This is a genomic window from Marichromatium sp. PS1 (genome assembly GCF_041155115.1).
Lineage (GTDB): Bacteria > Pseudomonadota > Gammaproteobacteria > Chromatiales > Chromatiaceae > Marichromatium > Marichromatium gracile.
The window spans coordinates 745,269-764,207 of sequence record NZ_BAAFHB010000005.1; the positions used below are offsets into that span (position 1 = coordinate 745,269).

The 18,939-nt window shown below is 68.1% G+C and carries 14 protein-coding genes; 8 read left to right on the forward strand and 6 right to left on the reverse strand.

Features of this window, described 5'->3' with window-relative positions:
- Window positions 1-68 precede the first annotated feature (68 nt).
- The 4 genes from ACAM26_RS15570 to ACAM26_RS15585 all read right to left on the reverse strand — a co-directional run bounded on the left by ACAM26_RS15570 (window position 69) and on the right by ACAM26_RS15585 (window position 8,373).
- The gene (locus ACAM26_RS15570; protein WP_369614051.1) at window positions 69-3,173 is read right to left on the reverse strand and encodes an efflux RND transporter permease subunit; all 3,105 of its coding nucleotides are present in this window, start codon (window positions 3,171-3,173) and stop codon (window positions 69-71) included.
- Window positions 3,170-4,489, reverse strand: a complete 1,320-nt coding sequence (locus tag ACAM26_RS15575; RefSeq protein WP_123143014.1) for an efflux RND transporter periplasmic adaptor subunit — start codon at window positions 4,487-4,489, stop codon at window positions 3,170-3,172. Before ACAM26_RS15575 ends, ACAM26_RS15570 begins: the two co-directional genes overlap by 4 nt.
- Entirely contained in the window at window positions 4,486-5,151 is a 666-nt protein-coding gene (locus tag ACAM26_RS15580) for a CerR family C-terminal domain-containing protein (RefSeq protein ID WP_123143015.1), read from the reverse strand. Before ACAM26_RS15580 ends, ACAM26_RS15575 begins: the two co-directional genes overlap by 4 nt.
- A 669-nt stretch (window positions 5,152-5,820) precedes the next feature.
- Window positions 5,821-8,373 (reverse strand): methyl-accepting chemotaxis protein, encoded by a 2,553-nt coding sequence (locus ACAM26_RS15585; RefSeq protein WP_123143016.1) that lies wholly within the window; start codon window positions 8,371-8,373, stop codon window positions 5,821-5,823.
- Between the two features lie 591 nt (window positions 8,374-8,964).
- Between ACAM26_RS15585 and ACAM26_RS15590 the strand changes: the two genes are divergently transcribed.
- The 5 genes from ACAM26_RS15590 to ACAM26_RS15610 all read left to right on the forward strand — a co-directional run bounded on the left by ACAM26_RS15590 (window position 8,965) and on the right by ACAM26_RS15610 (window position 13,155).
- A complete protein-coding gene (locus ACAM26_RS15590) occupies window positions 8,965-9,789 on the forward strand; it encodes a substrate-binding periplasmic protein (protein WP_369614052.1) in 825 nt (274 codons plus the stop codon).
- A gap of 181 nt (window positions 9,790-9,970) precedes the next feature.
- Window positions 9,971-10,090 (forward strand): hemin uptake protein HemP, encoded by a 120-nt coding sequence (gene hemP, locus ACAM26_RS15595; protein ID WP_223806130.1) that lies wholly within the window; start codon window positions 9,971-9,973, stop codon window positions 10,088-10,090.
- A 268-nt stretch (window positions 10,091-10,358) separates the two neighbouring features.
- Entirely contained in the window at window positions 10,359-10,652 is a 294-nt protein-coding gene (locus tag ACAM26_RS15600) for an ATP dependent RNA helicase (protein ID WP_369614053.1), read from the forward strand.
- A 153-nt stretch (window positions 10,653-10,805) separates the two neighbouring features.
- Complete coding sequence (locus ACAM26_RS15605; protein WP_369614054.1) at window positions 10,806-11,690, forward strand: hypothetical protein; 885 nt, start codon at window positions 10,806-10,808, stop codon at window positions 11,688-11,690.
- A gap of 64 nt (window positions 11,691-11,754) precedes the next feature.
- Window positions 11,755-13,155: a peptidoglycan-binding protein gene (locus ACAM26_RS15610; protein WP_123140833.1), complete on the forward strand. Its 1,401-nt coding sequence runs from the start codon at window positions 11,755-11,757 to the stop codon at window positions 13,153-13,155.
- A gap of 6 nt (window positions 13,156-13,161) precedes the next feature.
- On the opposite strand, the gene xseA is transcribed toward ACAM26_RS15610, so the two are convergent.
- Window positions 13,162-14,514, reverse strand: a complete 1,353-nt coding sequence (gene xseA, locus ACAM26_RS15615; RefSeq protein WP_123140832.1) for an exodeoxyribonuclease VII large subunit — start codon at window positions 14,512-14,514, stop codon at window positions 13,162-13,164.
- 106 nt (window positions 14,515-14,620) lie between these two features.
- On the opposite strand from xseA, the gene guaB reads away from it, so the two are divergent.
- The 3 genes from guaB (at window position 14,621) to ACAM26_RS15630 (ending at window position 18,647) form a co-directional block, all read left to right on the forward strand.
- The gene (gene guaB, locus ACAM26_RS15620; RefSeq protein ID WP_062272618.1) at window positions 14,621-16,087 is read left to right on the forward strand and encodes an IMP dehydrogenase; all 1,467 of its coding nucleotides are present in this window, start codon (window positions 14,621-14,623) and stop codon (window positions 16,085-16,087) included.
- Between the two features lie 124 nt (window positions 16,088-16,211).
- Window positions 16,212-17,798 carry a glutamine-hydrolyzing GMP synthase gene (gene guaA, locus ACAM26_RS15625; protein ID WP_062272616.1) on the forward strand — a complete coding sequence of 529 codons (1,587 nt, stop codon included), beginning with the start codon at window positions 16,212-16,214 and terminating at the stop codon, window positions 17,796-17,798.
- A 654-nt stretch (window positions 17,799-18,452) separates the two neighbouring features.
- Window positions 18,453-18,647, forward strand: a complete 195-nt coding sequence (locus ACAM26_RS15630) for a hypothetical protein (RefSeq protein WP_369614055.1) — start codon at window positions 18,453-18,455, stop codon at window positions 18,645-18,647.
- Window positions 18,648-18,695: 48 nt separating this feature from the next.
- Here ACAM26_RS15630 and ACAM26_RS15635 read toward each other — a convergent pair.
- The coding region (locus ACAM26_RS15635; protein WP_369614056.1) for an IS1 family transposase at window positions 18,696-18,939 on the reverse strand (244 nt) is incomplete at its 5' end.

An 18,939-nucleotide genomic window follows, 5' to 3' on the forward strand; every position in this document is an offset into this window, starting at 1 on the left:
CTCCGCACGCGGGTGTTGGGTTGCCGGGTACGGCCGCCCAACCGACGGCATGACGACATCGGGAGGTCTCAGTCGCGCTCGGCCTCCAGCGCGCCGAGCCAGCCGAGGTCGTCGAGGATGGCGTAGAGCGCGGGCACCAGCAGCAGCGCGGCGAGCGTTGCGGTGGTCAGCCCGAAGGCCAGGCTGGTGGCCAGCGGGATGAGGATCTGCGCCTGCAGACTCTTCTCCAGCAGCAGCGGGGTGAGCCCGGCGATGGTGGTGACCGAGGTCAGCAGGATCGGGCGAAAGCGTGCCCGCGCCGCCTCGGCGGCGGCCTCGACCACCGCCGCGCCGCGCGCCCGCGCGGCGCGGATGAACACCACCAGCAGGATGGAGTCGTTGACCACCACGCCGAACAGCGAGGCCATGCCGATCATGCTCGGCATCGCCAGATCGATGCCGAGCGCGAGATGGCCGAACACCACCCCGACCAGCGCCATCGGGATCACCACCATCACCGTCAGCGGCGCCAGATAGCCGCGGAACTGCAGCGCCAGCAGCATGTAGACGCCGATCAGCCCGAGTGCCACGTTGCCGACGATCGACTGCCCGGTGAGCCGCGACTCGCGGATCTCGCCGTGGAAGGCCACCTGGATCTCGGGGTAACGCGCGCGCAACCCGGGCACGAACTCGGACTGAGCCAGGGTGAGCAACTCGCGGGCATTGACCCGATCGCGGTCGACCTCGCCCTGGATGGTCACCGCGCGACGCCCGTCGATGCGGTGGATACGCGCCCAGCCGCGCACCGTCTCGACCTCGGCGACCAGCGACAACGGCACCAAGGCACCCTCGGCGCCGATCACGCGGAAGTCGTCGAGATCGTCGAGCCCCATGCGATCGGCCGCCACCACCCGCAGGTTGACCTCGTAGCGCTCGCGCCCGACCTGGAACTCGTCGATCTCCACCCCCTGGAAGGCCGCGCGCACCTGCTCGGTCACCGCCCGCGCGTCGAGCCCGAGGACATCGGCGCCGGGCTTGAGCCGCAGCCGCAGCTCACGCTTGCCGGGACGCAGGTCGTCGCCGAGGTCGAGCACCCCGGCATGGCCCAGCAACCAGCCCTGGAACTCGGTCGAGGCCGCACGCAGCCGTTCGAGATCGGCGCCGAGCAGACGGATGTCGATCGCCCGACCCGCCGGGCCGATCGCCGGTTCGGTGTATTTGATGTTGATGACATCGGCCAGCGGCCCGGTCTCCTCGCGCCAGGCCGCGAGCAGCTCGTCGAGGGGGAAGGCGCGCCGCTCGGCCTCGAGCAGGTCGACCACCACCCGGGCGACATGGGCGCCGCCCTCGTAGGCATCGGGGTTCTGGCCGAAGCGCACGGCGACGTGTCGCACCAGCGGCCCAGCGTCGGGTTGTCCGGCCATGACCCGCGCGGCGGCACGCCCGAGCGCGGCCTCGAGTTCACTCACCACGGTCTCGGTGCGCGCCAGCGGCGTGCCCTGCGGCAACAGCACCCGGGCCTCGATGACATCGCCGTCGAGCTCGGGGAAGCCGACGAACTTGAGCCGTCCGCCGGCGATCATCGCCACCGAGACCAGGAGCAACAACAGCGCCAGCCCGAGGGTGAGATAGCGCCAGGCCAGGGCACGATCGACCAGCGGGCCGAAGACCCCGTCGCGCAGCCACGCGAAGCCGCGCTCGACACCCCGGCGCAACCGCGCGGGCGGACGACCGCGCTCGCGCGCCAGGGCGTGGTTGAGATGATGGGGCAGGATCCAGAACGCCTCGATCAGGCTCACCGAGATCACCAGCAACAACACCACCGGCATGATCCGCAGGATCTGCCCGAGATCCCCGCCAATGAACACCAGCGAGCCGAACACCAGGGTGGTGGTGGCGAAGGAGGCGAGCACCCCGGGCAGCACCTCGCGCGCACCCGCGATGGCCGCCTCGGCGGGGGCGGCGCCGCGCGCCAGCCGGGCGGCGATGTTCTCGGCGATGACGATGGCGTCATCCATCAGCAGGCCGATGCCGATCAGCAGCCCGACCATCGAGATCATGTTGACGGTGATGCCGAACAGCGGCATCAGCACGAAGGCGCCGAGGAAGGAGACCGGCAACCCCATGGTCACCCAGAAGCTGTAGCGGATGCCGAAGAACAGCCACAGCACCAGGAACACCAGCGCCAACCCCTGGAGACCGTTGCGCACCAGCATCTCCAGCCGGTCGCCGACCATCGAGGCGACGTCCTGGGTGAGCGTGAGCGCGATCCCGGCGGGGGCGCGCTCACGCTCGGCGGCGACGAAGGCGCGCACCGTCTCGTAGATGTCGAGCACGTCCTGGTCGCGGGTCTTGCTCACCACCAGCAGTGCGGCGCGGCGTCCGTCGAAGCGCACCTGGTCCTCGGGGCGGTCGAAGCGGTCGGTGATGGTGGCGATCTCGCCGAGACGGATCTGCGCCCCGCTCGCACCCGAGACCACCACCAGATCGGCGAAATCGGCGGCGCGCTTGCGCTGATCGTCGAAGCGCAGCAGCAGATCCTCGTCCGGTCCCTCGATCCAGCCGAGCGGGGTGCCGACGCTGTGACGGGCGACGACCTCGGCGACCTCGGCGGCGGACAGACCGTACTGGCGCAACCGCCAGGAGGGGATCTCGAGACGGATGTGATGATCGGAGAAGCCCTGGATGTCGATCTGGGCGATCGCGGTCTCGGCCAGCATCCGCGCCTCGAGGTCCTCGGCATAGGCCTTGAGCGCGACCGGATCATCGGGACCGGTGACCGCCACCGCGATCACCGGATCGGTGCGGCCGAGCTCGCGCACCACCGGGCGCTCGGTCTCGTCGGGAAAGTCGTCGATGGCCTCGACCTCGGCGTTGACGTCGTCGAGAAAGCGCATCATCTCCGCGCCCTCGCGCATCACCGCGACCGCCACGCCCTGCCCCTCGACGGCTTCGCAGCGCAGCTCGTCGAGGTCGTTGACCGCCTCGAGCGCGTCCTCGATGCGCCGGCAGACGGCGTCCTCGACCTCGCCCGGGGTGGCGCCGCGATAGACCACCCGTACCTCGACCTCGTCATTGGCGACCTCGGGCAGGGTCTCGCGCTGCAGCCCCGGCAGGCTGGTCAGACCGAGGATCATGATCGCGGCCATCAGCAGGTTGGCCGCGGTCTGGTGACGGGCGAACCAGGCGATCATGGTTGCACCGCCTGGGCGCGCAGCATCCGTGTCAGACGCTCATCGGGCTCGACGGCCAGACGCATGCCCTCGACCACCGGCACCAGGTCGGAGACCACCACCCGCGCCCCCGGCTCCAGCCCCGCGGCGATCACGCACAGCTCGCCCTGGGTGTAGCGCACCTCGACCGGGCGACGGCGCAGCCGGTCCTCGGCGTCGGCCACCAACACCGCGCCGTCGCGTACCGCCAGACGCGGCACCACCAGCTGCTCGCCGGCCGGACGCGCGCGCAGCACCACCTCGACGAACATGTTCTTCGACAGCGGCGGGCGATAGCCGGGACGGATCTTGTCGAAGGGACGATCGACCGCGACCACCACGCCCATGGTGCGGGTGCGCGGGTCGACGGTATCGTCGAAACGCACGAACTCGGCCGCCCACTCGGCGACATGGTTGCCGAGATCGAGCCGCACGCGGGCCTCGACCCCGGTGACCGAGGCGACCAACTCGCCGAGCCGGGTGACATCGACCTCGACTGCGGGTCGATCGAGGAACAACCGCCGCAGCGACGCCAGCGGCACCTGCGCCTCGATCTCCATGCGTTCGATGGTATCCCCGACGAACAACCGCTGACCGACGCCGACGTACTGCTCGGCCTCGACCGCGAGATCGGCCACCCGCAGCTCGAAGGGGGCGGTGATGCGGGTGTGGGCGAGATCGCGCTCGGCGCGCCGTGCCTTGGCCTCGAGCAGGGCCTGGCGGGCGGGGATCAGCGCCAGGGTGTTGTCGAGCCGCCGCACCTCGGCGCGACTGGCGAGCAGCGCCCGCTCCGAATCATCGACCACGCTCTGCGAGGTGGTGCCCTGGCCGATCAGCCGCTGGTTGCGCGCCAGCGCCGCCTCGGCCAGCTCGAGGTTGCGCCGCTCGATCACCAGCAGCGCCTCGGCGTTGCCGCGCTGCACCTCCAGATCGGCGAGTTCGGCGCGCGCCTGCGCCAGCAACAGCTCGTAGTCGACCGGGTCGATGCGCAGCAGCTCGCTGCCGGCGGCGTGGATCTCGCCCTCGCGCAACCTCGGGTGGACCCACACCACCCGCCCGGCGACCTGACTCACCGCCGCCCACACCCGCTCGGGCTGCACCGAGCCATAGCCCGCGGCGGTCGGCGCGAGCGCCACCAGAGTGGCCTCGACCACCCGCACCGCACGCACCGGCTCGACCGGCTCGGTGAGCACCGGCGGCTCGCGCCCGCGCACCATCAGCACCAGGATCAGCACCCCCAGCATGATCGGGGGGAACAACAGCAGGCGACGCCAGCGCGGCGTGGGACTCGGGTTCATCGTTGCACTCCCTCGCCGGGGGTGGCGAGGGCGCTCTCGGCGAGCGCGGCGACCACCCGGCGGATGTGGACGAGATCGCCCTCGTCGAAGCCCTCGCGATCCATGTAACGCAGCAATGCGGTGCGACCGGCGCGGAAGATCACCGCCTGACCGATCAGCGCATGGGCGATCACCCGGATCTCGTCGTCGTCGGCCGGGCGATTGCGGGCGCGACCGATCAACTCACCGAGGACGTGGTGGACGGGGCCGAACAGGGTCTCGTAGAGGATCTCGAAGGCCTCGGTCGGTCGCCCCTGCTCGCGGATGATCAGCCCCGGCACGTGACGCCCGAACTCGTCGCCGAGCAGACGCGAGGCCAGGCGCCCGATCAGGTCGCCGACCAGCCGTCGACACTCCTCGGGACTGGCGTCGGCATAGGTGCTGCGGATCCACGACAGATCCTCGTGCAGCAGCGCGCGCATGCGCTCGCCGAGCAGCCGCGCGGTGGCCAGATAGAGCCCGTGCTTGCCGCCGAAGTGATAGGAGATGGCGGCGAGGTTGACCCCGGCGGCGGTGGCCAGCTCGCGGGTGCTGACCGCATCGTAGTCACGCTGGCCGAAGGCCTCCAGCGCGGCCGCGAGCAGACGCTCGCGGGTCTCCTGGGTAGAGGGTCTGGTGGTCATCTCAAGGGACTCGCTGATCGGAACACACCAGAAACATAGTTCAAACGAATGCTTAATTCAAACGATCGTTTGAAATCTATCCCCACAGAGGCACGGCCGAATCGCTGGCGGCGGTTGAGTCGGTCTCCAGGAGCTTGAACCGCAAAGCCGCAAAGGACACAAAGGCGGGAACCACCCACCACCCCATCAAACCCTTAGCGCCCTTCACGCCATCGCGGCTCAATTCACTGAAGGCTAAAGACTGGAAGCTGACGGCTGACGACTCGCGAAAAAACCGCCTACCCCTTCAAACGCCTTCGCGTCCTTCGCGTCCTTCGCGTCCTTCGCGTCCTTCGCGGCTCAATTCTCTGGAGGCTGCAAGCTGACGACTGACGACTCGCAAAAAAAACCGCCCACCCCTCAAACCCTTCGCGTCCTTCGCGGCTTTGCGGTTCAATTCTCTGGAGGCTGGAGGCTGAAGGCTGGAAGCTGGAGGCTGACGACTAACGACTCGCAAAAAAACCGCCCACCCCCCATCAAACCCTTCGCGTCCTTCGCGGCTTTGCGGTTCAATTCTCTGGAGGCTGGAGGCTGGAGGCTGGAGGCTGGAGGCTGGAGGCTGGAGGCTGAAAACTGGCAACTGAACGACCCGGGCGCCGGATTGCCCGGCGCCCGACTGGCATGGACGGTCTAGAACTTGAACCGCCCGACACGCTCCTGTTGCTCGGCCGCGAGCTGTGCCAGCTCACTCGCAGCATGGTTGATCTGGGTCGAACCGGCAGCGATGCCCTCGACCGCCTGGGTGGTGTTGATCAGGTTGCGATCGACCTCCTGGGAGACGGCCGACTGCTCCTCGGCGGCGCTGGCGATCTGGGTGTTCATGTCCTTGATCGCACTCACCGCCTGGGTGATCTGATCGAGCGAGTTACCCGCCTCGGCGGCCATGCCGACGCTCTCCCGCGCCTGGCTGCGACCCTGCTCCATCACCGTCACCGCCTGCCCGGCGCCGGACTGCAAGCGCTCGATCATCTGCTGGATCTCGGTGGTCGAGGCCTGGGTGCGGCTGGCCAGGGTGCGGACCTCGTCGGCGACCACCGCGAAGCCGCGGCCCTGCTCGCCGGCGCGCGCCGCCTCGATCGCGGCGTTGAGCGCGAGCAGATTGGTCTGCTCGGCGATGCCGCGGATGACGTCGAGTACCTTGCCGATCTCCTCGGAGTCGGCCGAGAGGCGACCGATCACCCCGGTGGCCTCCTCGACCTGTTGCGACAGCGCCTCGATCGAGCCGATCGCGCGAGCGACCACCTCGCGACCGGCGCCCGCATCCTGGTCGGCCTGACGCGTCGCCTCGGCCGCCTCGGTTGCATGGCGTGCGACCTCGGCGACGGTGGCGGTCATCTCGTTCATCGCGGTGGCGACCTGATCGAGCTCGGCCTGCTGACGGCGGACCTGTTCGTCGGTCTGCTCGCTGGTGGCCGAAAGCTCCTCGGCGGCGGCGGCCAGCCGCTCCCCTCCCCCGGCGACCTGAGAGACCAGCTCGCGAACCTTCCCCTGGAACAGGTTGAAGGCGGTCGCCAGTTCGGCCAGTTCGTCCTTGCCGTGGACCTCGATCTGGCGGGTGAGGTCGCCCTCGCCCTCGGCGATGTCGCGCATCGTCTCCGAGACACCATGGATACGGTTGACGATGACCCGCGCCACCAACAGCATCACCCCGACGCCGACGACGATGCACAGCACCGCCACGCCGAGCATCACCGTCGCGGCCCGCTTGGCGCTGGCCTCGGCCTGATCGGCCGCGGCGGTGACCACATCCATGGGCACGGCCACGCCGACCGACCAGGGGCGCTCGTTCTCGCCGAGCCGGATCGGCACGAAGGCCAGCAGCTCACCGTCCACCTCGCTCACCGTGGTCTTGCCGGCCTGGATGTCGTCGATGATCCGCCCCGACTCGGGGTGCAGCTCGGAGAAGGGCTTGCCGACCAGATCCGGTCGCCGGCTGGAAGCAACCAGCGTCCCCTCATAGGAGACCAGGGCGATCTTGCCCCTGCCCTCATAGAGGGTCGAGGCAGTCTCCTCGACCAGACGCTGCAGGTGCGGCAGCGCGATATCGACGCTGACCACGCCACGGAAGCGATCGTTGCTGGTGATCGGCACCACCACCGAGGTGATCAGCTGCTCACGTCCCTGTATCTCGTAGAGATAGGGATCGATCACCTGCTCCTTGCCGGTGCGCTTGGGGATCAGGTAATAGTCACCCGACCCGGCCACGTCATAATCACGTGACGCCTCGAGCACCAGCTCGCCATTGCCGCCACGGCTCCAGTAGGGGATGAAGCGACCACTGGCGTCGGTCCCCGGGGTGTTGGCGAATTCGGCATCCATGCCGTCGAAGGCGTTCGGCTCCCAGACGGTGTAGAGACCGGCGAAACCGGGGTTGTTCTGCAACACCGAGCGCAGCATCTGGTTGATGTCGTCGCGGCTGTAGAAGGACATGTCGTCGGACCAGAGCCCGGAGGCGAGCACCCAGCCCCATTCGGGCACCAGGCGACCATAGGACAACTTGGGCGTGGTGCCACTGTCGCCCGGTCGGCTCCAGTTGTAATGGATGTAGCCACCGCCCTCGGCGCGGGCCCGATCGCCGAGCGCGACGAACAGGTTTTCGTTTCGCCCCATCGCGGTGTTGTAACGCGGATCGTTCAGTACCTGCCCCTCGAGCTGGGGCTGATAGGGGTGCATAAGCATGCGCGGATAGGGCGTTCCCAGATCCTGGATCCACAGATAGTTGTCACCATCGAAACGCATGCTGCGCACCAGCTCGATGGCGCGATCCTGGGCCTCGGTCAGCGGCATCTCGCCACGCTCGGCCGCAGCGACCAGGGGGGCGATCGCCGAGGCGGCCAACTCCGAGACGACCTCCATGCGCTTGTAGCGCGCACGCAGTCGCGTCCAGTCCGAGGCACTCAGTGCCTCGCCGTCCTTGTGCGCGGCCGAGGCGAAGGCCTGGGCGAGGCTGCGCACCACACCGAAGGCACGATCGGCATCGCCCTTGATGACCGCGGCCTGCTCGCGCGCGGCGTTGACGATGAAGGCACGACCGTTCTCCAGCGCCTCCGCGCGCTGCCGGTCGGCCATCTGTGCCATCTGGTTGAGGGCATAGGCGGTAATCACGCCGCCGAGCACGATCAGCGTCAACCCCGACCACAGGGCGATCTTGAAGCCAATCGAATGTCGATTGAGTAGCGTCACACTAATATCTCCTCACTTCACTGTCGGACGCTCGCGCCGGCGTTGACACGTCCCCCCGGACCGCTCGTCGCATCCAGCGCGAACCCGGGCAAGAGATCAGCCTTTAACGCGCCAGTCCATGTCGAGTGACAGACAGTGTGTGTCAGATCAAGCTTTTTGATGAAAGCGACTCAAGTCCGTCATGCGAATCGCGACCGCTGGCGGGATGCCGATCAGCAAGCCCGATGGCACGATATCATCAATTCTCGCGCGCGCGCGCGAAGTTCAGAGCGTCGGGTAATTGTGTACCCGCAGGCAGTGTTGGCATCAATTCTCTCGCGCGCGCGAAGTTTAGAACTCGACTTGATCTTCGCGGATCTCAATGAATCGCGATCAATATCTCTCGCGCGCGTGCGAAGTCTCTCGCGCGCGTGCGAAGTTTAGAGCAGCCACCGCCAGGGCCGGCGACCGGCATGATGAGCACGCAGCCGCCGCAGGCCACGCGATGCACGCGTACAGCATCAACGCATCATCGGCTGCCTTGGCGAGCCATCAAGCCGTCCCCATCCACTGCTCCAGACAGGCCCGCCAATGCCCCGCCAGGATCTCACCATGCGCCACACCCTCCCGCCATCTCTCGCCCGACACGGGCTCATCGCACGCCTCATGCATGCGACAGCGCTGATGCTGCTGTGCGGCGCGGCCGCCCTGGCGCAACCGGTCAGGGCGGCGACCGAGACACCGCAACTCAACGTGATCTGCGACCTCTGGGCGCCCTACCAGATGGTCGTCGACGGCAGACTCGACGGCTTCAGCACCCAAGTGGTGCGCCGCATCTTCGAGCGGCTCGATGTGGCCGTCCGCGAGACCCGGGTCTACCCCTGGAAGCGCGCCATCATCATGCTCGAACGCGGTGCCGCCGATGCGCTCTTCTCGGCCAACTACACCGACGCACGCAGCGAGTTCGCCCTCTATCCCGAACAACCGCTGGTGGAAACCCCCTGGGAACTCTGGACCTCCCGCGAGCTGGCGGCGACCTACCACGGACTCGACGACCTGCGCGGCCACCGCGTCGGCGTGGTCCGCGGCTACAGCTATACGCCGGAGTTCTGGGCGTTCGTCGAGCGCCATCAGGTCTATGAGGCAGCCGAGAGCGACGAGCAGAACTTTCGCAAGCTCCAGGCCGGTCGGCTCGACTTCGTGATCGCCGAACACGGCAATGCCCACCACATCATCGAGCGGATGGGGATGCTCGATAGCGCCGTTCCGATCACCGCTCACCCGATCAAGAGCGACGGCATCTACATCATCTTCAGCAAGGCGCGTGTCTCCCCCGAGCTGGTCGAGCGCTTCTCCGTCGAACTCGCCCGCTTCAAGCAGGAGCCCGAGTATCAGCAACTCCTGCGGGACTATCTCGGCGAGGGCCAGACACACTGAGCGGCGCAACCAGGGGTTGACATCCAGTACGCGAGAGACTAGCGTTATCGCAAACGATAACGATTGTCATTTGTAAGATTCACCAACGCGAGACTGGAGACCGAGCGCCGTGACCATGCCATCCGTTCCCTCGACAGACAGCCACCGCCAGGCCCCCCTTTGCCGCAAGGGCCCGCCGCAGATGCGCAGCATCGACAGCCACACCCTGCTCGGCGGTCAGCACCTGCTGCTCATCGATCACGCCGGTGAGCGTTACTTTCTCAGGATGACCCGCAACAACAAGCTGATCCTGACCAAATAGTCCCAGCCGACGCGGCGCCGGGTCTGGCCCCTCACTGCCAGTCCCGCTCGCCGCGCGGCCCTGCCGACCGGACCAGGAACACACAGACCCCGACATGGACATCGCCACACCAGAACCCGCGCCCTCCGGGGCGGCAACGCCACCCTGGACATCCCCGCCAGCCCTGACCCAAGGGCATCGCTGCGCCGCACGGATGCGGCACCCTGTCGACACCTCTCCAGCGGCACGCGAACACCCTCGCCCCGCCGCAACCGAGAGCGTGTCTCCGATGACGACCTCAGAGGTACAGGACATGCAGGAGATCACCGACCAGCTCACCGCCCAGGACCTCCACCGGCTCGCGCCCGGCGAGTTGGAATCACGGCTGCGCGAACTCATCCGCCGCTATGCGCGCGAGGGCTCGAGCACCCATGCCCGGGCCGTGATCCAGCACATCGAGGCGCTCTATCTGCACCCCGCCGGCAGCCGCGACCCCGACCAGCAGTGCCACCTGCGCCGCTTCGCCCGACACTGGCGCTGGCTGGCCGAGCAGCGCGCCGGCACCCTGGTGCATAGCCATTGAAGGATTGCCACCGACGCCCTAGATCACCGGGCACGGAACCAGGCCGCGCCAGCCCGATACCGGCCAGCAGCGCCTCCCTGGCCAGCGCAGCTCGGCCCTCGCCCGCGCGCGGGGAGCGGCCACCGCCTCAAGCCTGATCGACAGGAGCCGCAGATGCACGCCAACGCCAACCTCGCCACCGTCACCCCACTGCACCCTGCCACGCCATCGCCACCGCACCGCCGGCGCTGGGCCGAGCTGCTGTGGGACCTCGGCTGTCTCGATCAGGTGTGGATCGAGACCGAGCTACCGGGCATACAGCTCACCCAGCAGGCGCTGTTGCAGGGTATTCGGATCCGCGATCACTACGCCTGGCTGGAGGGGCGCGGCTTCGCGCTACACGGCTTCCTCGCCCACTGGCAGCGGCTGCAGGGCCAGCCACGCGGCCTGCGCATCGAGGACGCCGGCGGCGCCAAGCTGCTCGGCATCTCGCTCGCGCGCGACGCCAGCGACTTCGCCCTGCGCACGCTCATCCATACACATCAAGACGACGACCGTCGTGTTCCTCCTGGCCAGGGCCGTCACCAGCCAGCCCCGTCCACCTGGCAAGGGCCGACCGACCCCGACACCAGACACGACCTGGCCGAGGTCTGCGGCTGGCTCAGGCTCCATCCGCCCCGGCTGCGCGATCACGGCCGGCTCACCCTGGTCGATCACGAGCTGGTCGGGTGTCTGTTCGAGGCCCTCGCCGACCAGGGCCGCGCGCTGCACGTGCTCACCGGCACCCGCGGCGTCGCCCAGCGCTTCAGCGGCGTCTTCCACACCCATCACCGCCGCGCCGGGCCCTGGCTGCAGCTCATCGGCGACGGCGCGCGACTGCGTCTCGACACCGGGGCGATCGATAGCGCCTGGGTGTTCCAGCGCGCCGACACCTCCAGGCGCCAGCTGCGTCTCTACGACGACGGCGGACGCGCGCTCGCCCTCGTCGAGGACCAGCCATCGCTCGACGGCAGCGAGGACCCGATCTGGCGCACCCTGATCAACGCGCTCTCGGACTGACCGAAAAACACGCAACGTGCTAGCCTGTTGGCGCGCCATCCGCCGGCAACAGGAGTACGCCACCATGTCGACGCCGATCCGTCTCGAGGCACTGCGCGAGGAATACACCCGGCTTTTCAACAGCTGCACGACCGCCCCGGATCGCACCGGCGCCGTCGAGCGACTGGCCGCACGGATCCTCGCCCAGCAGGAGCGCTATCGCGCGCTCGGCGCCATCGCCGCGGTCCCCTGGCCGGTGATCGCCGTCATCCACGCGCTCGAGTCCGGGCTGCGCTTCGACCGTCATCTGCACAACGGCGACCCGCTGCACGCCCGCACCCGTCGCGTCCCCGCCGGTCGACCACCGGGCGAGCCGCCGTTCAGCTGGGAGCGCTCGGCGCTCGACGCGTTGCACCTGAGCGGGCTTGCCGGCTGGCACGACTGGGGACTGGCCGGCACCCTGTTCCGGCTCGAGGCCTACAACGGCTGGGGCTATCGCAAGTACCACCCCGAGGTGCGATCGCCCTATCTGTGGTCCTTCTCGGGGCACTACCGCAAGGGCAAGTATGCCGCCGACGGCCGCTTCGACCCCGAGCTGGTCTCGCGCCAGTGCGGCGCGGCGACCCTCCTCAAGGCGCTCGAGGCGCACGGCGTCGAGGTCTTCGACGAGCCGGCGACGGCGGAGACGACCGGCGCGCCCGCCACACTCGACTACCCCGGGGTGATGCTGCGCCAGGGCGTGCGCGACAGCGCGCTGGTGCGCCGGGTACAGAGACGACTCAACGCCCTCGGCTGCGCCGCCCCGGCGCTGGTGATCGATGGCGATTTCGGCAGCAAGACCGAGGCGGCGTTGCGACTGTTCCAGGCACGCAGCGAGGACCCGCGCGGCGAGCCGCTGGTGGTCGACGGTATCCTCGGGCCGCTGACCTGGGCGGCGCTGTTCGGCGCCGAGCCGCCCCGCAGGCGCGCCGCCGACAGGCTGCTGACCCAGGTGCTGGAGATCGCCCGCGGCGAGATCGGGGTGCGCGAGGAACCACCGGGGTCGAACCGCGGCCCCCGGGTCGAGGCCTATCTCGCCAGCACCGGGCTCGACGGCGGCCACCCCTGGTGCGCGGCCTTCGTCCACTGGTGCTTCGCCGAGGCCGCGCGCGGCCTCGGCATCGACAACCCCTGCATCAACACCGCCGGGGTGCTCGATCACTGGAACCGGGCCGGGCACGAGGGGGTGCGCCGCATCACCCGGGCCGAGGCGAGCGCCGACCCGACGCGGGTCCAGCCCGGCGCGATCTTCGTGATCGACACCGGCGACCCCGGCGGCGCCGGTCACACCGGGCTGGTCGAGCGCATCGAGGGGGCGCGGCTGGTGACCATCGAGGGCAACACCAATGTCGCCGGCGGGCGCGAGGGGATCGGCGTGCTGCGCCGACACGGCCGCAAGATCAACAGCATCAACAAGGGCTTCATCGACTACGCCAGCAACGGCTGAGCGCGCTCAGTCGGGCTCCGCCACCGACTCGACCCGGGCGATGAAGCACCCACCGCTCACCCGCACCCCGACCCGCTGCCCCGGCGCAAGCGCACTCGGATCGCGCACCGGGGCACCACCCGGCGGCTGGGTGACCAGGGCATAGCCACGCGCCAGGGTCGCCAGCGGACCGCGCGCGTCCAACCCGGCGACCGCGCGCGCCAGCCGCGCGCGCTGACGCTCGAGCTGCGCCGCCTGCCCCTGATGCAGCCGCCGCTCCAGGGCCTCCAACCGTACCCGCGCCGGCGTCAGGCGCCGCCCCGGATGACAGCGCTCGAGACGATTGGCGAGCGCGTCCAGACGCTGCGTCTCGTGCCGCAACCGCACCGCCAGCGCCGCGCGCAGCCGCGCCTCCAGACGATCGAGCTGCTGGGCGCGCTGTTCGAGCCGGGCACGCGGGTGGAGCAGCCGCAACCCACGCTCCAACCCCTGCACCCGTCGGCGCTCGGTCTCGATGCGTTGGCGCAACGCCAGCGCCAGCCGACCCTCGAGCCGATCGAGCCGGGCGAGCAGCGGCTCGCGCGCCGGGGCGACCAGCTCGGCCGCCGCCGAGGGCGTGGGCGCGCGCCGATCGGCGACCAGATCGACGATGCTGAGATCGGTCTCGTGCCCCACCCCGCTCACCACCGGGATCGACGAGGCGGCGACGGCGCGCGCCAGGGTCTCGTCGTTGAACGCCTCCAGGTCCTCGCGCGCGCCGCCGCCGCGGGCGAGGATCAGCACGTCGCACTCGGCACGGGCATTGGCCTGCGCCAGCGCCGCGACCAGCGAGGCCGCGGCACCCTCGCCCTGCACCTGGGCCGGGTAGATCAGCACCGCCAACCCCGGCTGGCGCCGTCGCAGCACCACCAGCAGATCGTGCAGCGCCGCCCCGCTCGGCGAGGTGATCAGCCCGACCTGACGCGGAAAGGCCGGCGGCGCGCGCTTGCGCTCGGGCGCGCACAGACCCTCGGCCTCGAGCCGCGCGGCGAGCCGCTCGAAGGCCAGCCGTGCGGCGCCCTCGCCGTCGGCCTCGAGCGACTCGACGATGAGCTGGAAGTCGCCGCGCGGCTCGTAGAGCCCGACACGCGCGCGCACCACCACCTGCTGACCGTTGGCCGGACGCATCGCGAGCGACCGCCCGCGGGCGCGAAACAGCGCGCAGCGCACCGCCGCGCCGGTGTCGCGGAGGGTGAAATAGAGATGCCCCGAGGCCGGCGCGGCGAGGTTGGAGACCTCGCCGCGCACCCGCAACAGCGGGAAGGCGCCGTCGAGCACCGCACGGACCTCGCGATTGAGCCGCGAGACCGTATAGACATCCGGATCGAAGATCGCGCTCATCGCCACACCCCGAGACCAAGGGAAAACGCCAGTTTACAGGAGTCCATATACGTTTTATAATTATAGGTTACCTTCCACCTTGCACCACCCCGGAGCCCTTTCACCCATGCGCCTGATCCAGGAAGCACTTACCTTCGATGACGTCCTCCTCGTCCCGGCTCACTCCACGGTGATCCCGAGCGAGGTGGATTTCCAGACCAAGCTCACCCGCGAGATCGATCTGCGCATCCCGTTGGTGTCGGCGGCCATGGATACGGTGACCGAGGCACGGCTGGCGATCTCGATGGCGCTCGAGGGCGGCATCGGCATCATCCACAAGAACATGACCATCGAGCACCAGGCCCGCGAGGTGCTGACGGTCAAGAAGTACGAGAGCGGCATCATCCGCAACCCGATCACCGTCTCGCCGCACCTGAGCATCGGCGAGGTGGTGCAGATCACCCACGCCAACAACATCTCCGGCGTGCCGGTCACCGACAACGGCGAGCTGGTCGGCATCGTCACCGGTCGCGACCTGCGCTTCGAGAAGCGGATGGACGCGCCGGTCTCGGCCATCATGACCCCCAAGGAGCGACTGGTCACGGTGCGCGAGGGCGCCGACCGTCAGGATGTCATGAACCTGCTGCACAAGCACCGCATCGAGAAGGTGCTGGTGGTCAACGACCGCTTCGAGCTGCGCGGCCTGATCACCGTCAAGGACATCCAGAAGGCCAAGGACTTCCCCAAGGCCTCGCGTGACAACCAGGGCCGGCTGCGCTGCGGCGCCGCCGTCGGCGTCGGCAAGGGCACCGAGGAGCGGGTCGCGGCGCTGGTCGAGGCCGGCGTCGACGTGGTGGTGGTCGACACCGCCCACGGTCACTCCAAGGGCGTGCTCGACCGGGTGCGCTGGGTCAAGCAGCACTACCCCGACGTGCAGGTGATCGGCGGCAACATCGCCACCCCCGAGGCGGCGCGCGCGCTGGTCGAGGCCGGCGCCGACGCGGTCAAGGTCGGCATCGGTCCGGGCTCGATCTGTACCACCCGCATCGTCGCCGGTGTCGGCGTGCCGCAGATCACCGCGGTGGCCAACGTCACCGAGGAGCTCAAGGACAGCGGCGTCCCGGTGATCGCCGACGGCGGCCTGCGCTTCTCCGGCGACGTCGCCAAGGTGATCGCCGCCGGCGCCAACAGCGTGATGATCGGCGGCATGTTCGCCGGCACCGACGAGGCCCCCGGCGAGGTCGAGATCTACCAGGGTCGCTCCTACAAGTCGTATCGCGGCATGGGCTCGCTCGGCGCCATGGGCGCCACCGAGGGCTCCAGCGACCGCTACTTCCAGGAGAACACCGACAAGGAGAAGCTGGTGCCCGAGGGCATCGAAGGGCGCGTCCCCTACAAGGGCAGCCTGCGCAACGTCATCCACCAGCTCGTCGGCGGTCTCGGCTCGAGCATGGGCTACACCGGCTGCGCCACCATCGACGAGATGCGCACCAAGCCGCAGTTCGTGCGGGTGAGCGCCGCGGGCATGCGTGAGTCGCACGTCCACGACGTGCAGATCACCAAGGAAGCGCCCAACTACCGCATCGACAACTAAGCCCCATCGCGGCGCCCTCGGGCGCCGCGATGCGCTTTGCGCCGATGCCCCAGGCGCGGCCGGGTCGGTCGGACCCGCGCGGCGGCGACCAGGGGTGGCGCCAACCCCTAGCAGCAGACCTCCAATGTCCAGTCACACCACCAACATCCACGCCGACCGCGTCCTGATCCTGGACTTCGGCTCCCAGTACACCCAGCTGATCGCGCGACGCGTGCGCGAGGCCGGCGTCTATTGCGAACTCCACCCGTGCGACATGGACGCGCAGGCGATCCGCGACTTCGCCCCGCGCGGCATCATCCTCTCCGGCGGCCCGCAGTCGGTGCACGAGGCCGAGACCCCGCGCGCCGATCCGCTGGTCTTCGAGCTCGGCGTGCCGGTGTTCGGCATCTGCTACGGCATGCAGACCATGGCCGCCCAGCTCGGCGGCAGCGTCAACGCCGCCAACCACCGCGAGTACGGCTACGCCCAGGTGCGCGCGCGCGGTCACTCGCGCCTGCTGCGCGACATCGAGGACCACACCAGCGAGGCCGGCTTCGGTCTGCTCGACGTGTGGATGAGCCACGGCGACCGCGTCGAGAGCCTGCCCGAGGGCTTCACCGTCATCGCCGAGACCGACAACGCCCCGCTCGCCGGCATCGCCGACGAGAGCCGCGGCTTCTACGGTGTGCAGTTCCACCCCGAGGTCACCCACACCCGTCAGGGCAAGCGCATCATCGAGCGCTTCGTCCACGACATCTGCGGCTGCGCCAGCCTGTGGACCCCGAGCAACATCATCGACGACAGCATCGCCCGCATCCGCGAGCAGGTCGGCGGCGACAAGGTGCTGCTCGGACTCTCCGGCGGGGTCGACTCCAGCGTGGTCGCGGCGCTGCTCCACCGCGCCATCGGCGATCAACTCACCTGCGTGTTCGTCGACAACGGCCTGCTGCGTCTCGGCGAGGGCGATCAGGTGATGCGCACCTTCGCCAACCACATGGGCGTGAAGGTGATCCGCGTCGACGCCGAGGAACGCTTCCTCGGTCGGCTCAAGGGCGTCTCCGACCCCGAGCAGAAGCGCAAGATCATCGGCAACACCTTCATCGAGGTGTTCGACGACGAGGCCAGCCGCATCGAGGACGTCAAGTGGCTCGCCCAGGGCACCATCTACCCCGACGTGATCGAGTCGGCCGGCGCCAAGACCGGCAAGGCCAAGGTCATCAAGTCGCACCACAACGTCGGCGGCCTGCCCGAGGAAATGAACCTCTCGCTGGTCGAGCCGCTGCGCGAGCTGTTCAAGGACGAGGTGCGCAAGATCGGCGTCGAGCTGGGGCTGCCCTCGGAGATGGTCTACCGCCACCCCTTCCCCGGCCCCGGGCTGGGCGTGCGCATCCTCGGCGAGGTCGAGAAGGACTATGCCGAGACCCTGCGTCAGGCCGACCACATCTTCATCGAGGAGCTGCGCGCGGCCGATCTCTACGACCAGGTCTCGCAGGCCTTCGCCGTGTTCCTGCCGGTGCGCTCGGTCGGCGTCGTCGGCGACAACCGTCTCTACGCCCACGTCATCGCGCTGCGCGCGGTCGAGACCATCGACTTCATGACCGCCCGCTGGGCCCACCTGCCCTACGACTTCCTCGAACGCGTCTGCCTGCGCATCGTCAACGAAGTCAATGGCGTCTCGCGCGTGGTCTACGACATCACCGGCAAGCCGCCGGGGACCATCGAGTGGGAGTGAGGTCGGGAGGGCTGTTGTCGGGGTGTGTTGCTGGCGGCAGCTAGAGATCAGGAAGAGAGGAAGAAGCCCGCGTGAGCGGGCTTTTTTTTGTTTTTGCAGGAGGGGGAAGTGTAGGATTTGGTGGTTGGGGGAGTCGGAACTTGGGTGTTCTTTTTCTTCCGTTCAATGTTCACGCTTGCTTGCATCCGTAGATGCCTCAGGCATTACTTTTCGTACAAAACGACTAAGGCGCATCGGCCGGCGTTGGAGGCCCCGGCCGACACTTCCACATCCTGCCCTACGAGGGCTTGCAGAAGGGGCATCGACACCGAAGGACTGCTGCTACCTGCCACCAAATGAAGCCAGTGAATTTGACCCGGGAAAAGGAGCTGGATAACCCTCGTAGAAATCTACAATCCACGGTATCATGTTAACATGAAAACATCCATGGCGGTCGAATTACCCATGAATGCAAAGCCAAGACGGCGCGCTACGACCACGGGCACCCTCGTCGGAACTCGCTTTCAGGCAGCGCTGCTCGAAGCCATCGACTGTTGGCGCAAGGAGCAGGTCGATCTGCCGACGAGGCCGGAAGCTGTGAGGCGGCTGGTCGGGTAGTGCCCTGACCGATAGGTTTCGATAAGATCAGAATCTCTTGCTTTAAGGATGAAGAAGATGTATCTGACATGTCCGCAGTGTCACTCCAACCATGTGACCAAAAATGGATTCAACCGGCTGAAAAAGCAGTTGTACAAGTGTCAAGATTGCGGTCGCCAGTTCGTTCTCCATCCTGCCAAGGGGCCGGTTTCTCAGGAAACCCGCGAACTGATCGATCGGTTGCTGCTGGAAAAAATCTCGGTAGTGCCCTGACCGATAGGATTTTGAATCGCTCAATGTGTTTGGCTCACCCGCAGTGAGTCAAGCGCACATCGTTTCGTTGTAGTGATGAATGAAGTGCCAGAGTGCACCCAGATGGTTTTCCTGGTTTTTCGAGAATGCGAGCGACTTTCTCACCAAGCGGGAGATACGCTGCCGGAGTGTACCGTTAAACCGTTCGATATGGTTGGTTTCCCCTTGTGACTTCGCACTGGGATAATGTCGGTGTGCCGGGATGATCCGCGCATAGGCGCTCCAGAAATCTGTGTAGACGGGAGCGGAAGTC

Coding starts and splice junctions, on each gene's coding strand:
- ACAM26_RS15570 (WP_369614051.1), bottom strand. CDS start 3,173: ATGATCGCCTGGTTCGCCCGTCACCAGACCGCGGCCAACCTGCTGATG.
- ACAM26_RS15575 (WP_123143014.1), bottom strand. CDS start 4,489: ATGAACCCGAGTCCCACGCCGCGCTGGCGTCGCCTGCTGTTGTTCCCC.
- ACAM26_RS15580 (WP_123143015.1), bottom strand. CDS start 5,151: ATGACCACCAGACCCTCTACCCAGGAGACCCGCGAGCGTCTGCTCGCG.
- ACAM26_RS15590 (WP_369614052.1), top strand. CDS start 8,965: ATGCGCCACACCCTCCCGCCATCTCTCGCCCGACACGGGCTCATCGCA.
- hemP (WP_223806130.1), top strand. CDS start 9,971: ATGCGCAGCATCGACAGCCACACCCTGCTCGGCGGTCAGCACCTGCTG.
- ACAM26_RS15600 (WP_369614053.1), top strand. CDS start 10,359: ATGACGACCTCAGAGGTACAGGACATGCAGGAGATCACCGACCAGCTC.
- ACAM26_RS15605 (WP_369614054.1), top strand. CDS start 10,806: ATGCACGCCAACGCCAACCTCGCCACCGTCACCCCACTGCACCCTGCC.
- ACAM26_RS15610 (WP_123140833.1), top strand. CDS start 11,755: ATGTCGACGCCGATCCGTCTCGAGGCACTGCGCGAGGAATACACCCGG.
- xseA (WP_123140832.1), bottom strand. CDS start 14,514: ATGAGCGCGATCTTCGATCCGGATGTCTATACGGTCTCGCGGCTCAAT.
- guaB (WP_062272618.1), top strand. CDS start 14,621: ATGCGCCTGATCCAGGAAGCACTTACCTTCGATGACGTCCTCCTCGTC.
- guaA (WP_062272616.1), top strand. CDS start 16,212: ATGTCCAGTCACACCACCAACATCCACGCCGACCGCGTCCTGATCCTG.
- ACAM26_RS15630 (WP_369614055.1), top strand. CDS start 18,453: ATGTATCTGACATGTCCGCAGTGTCACTCCAACCATGTGACCAAAAAT.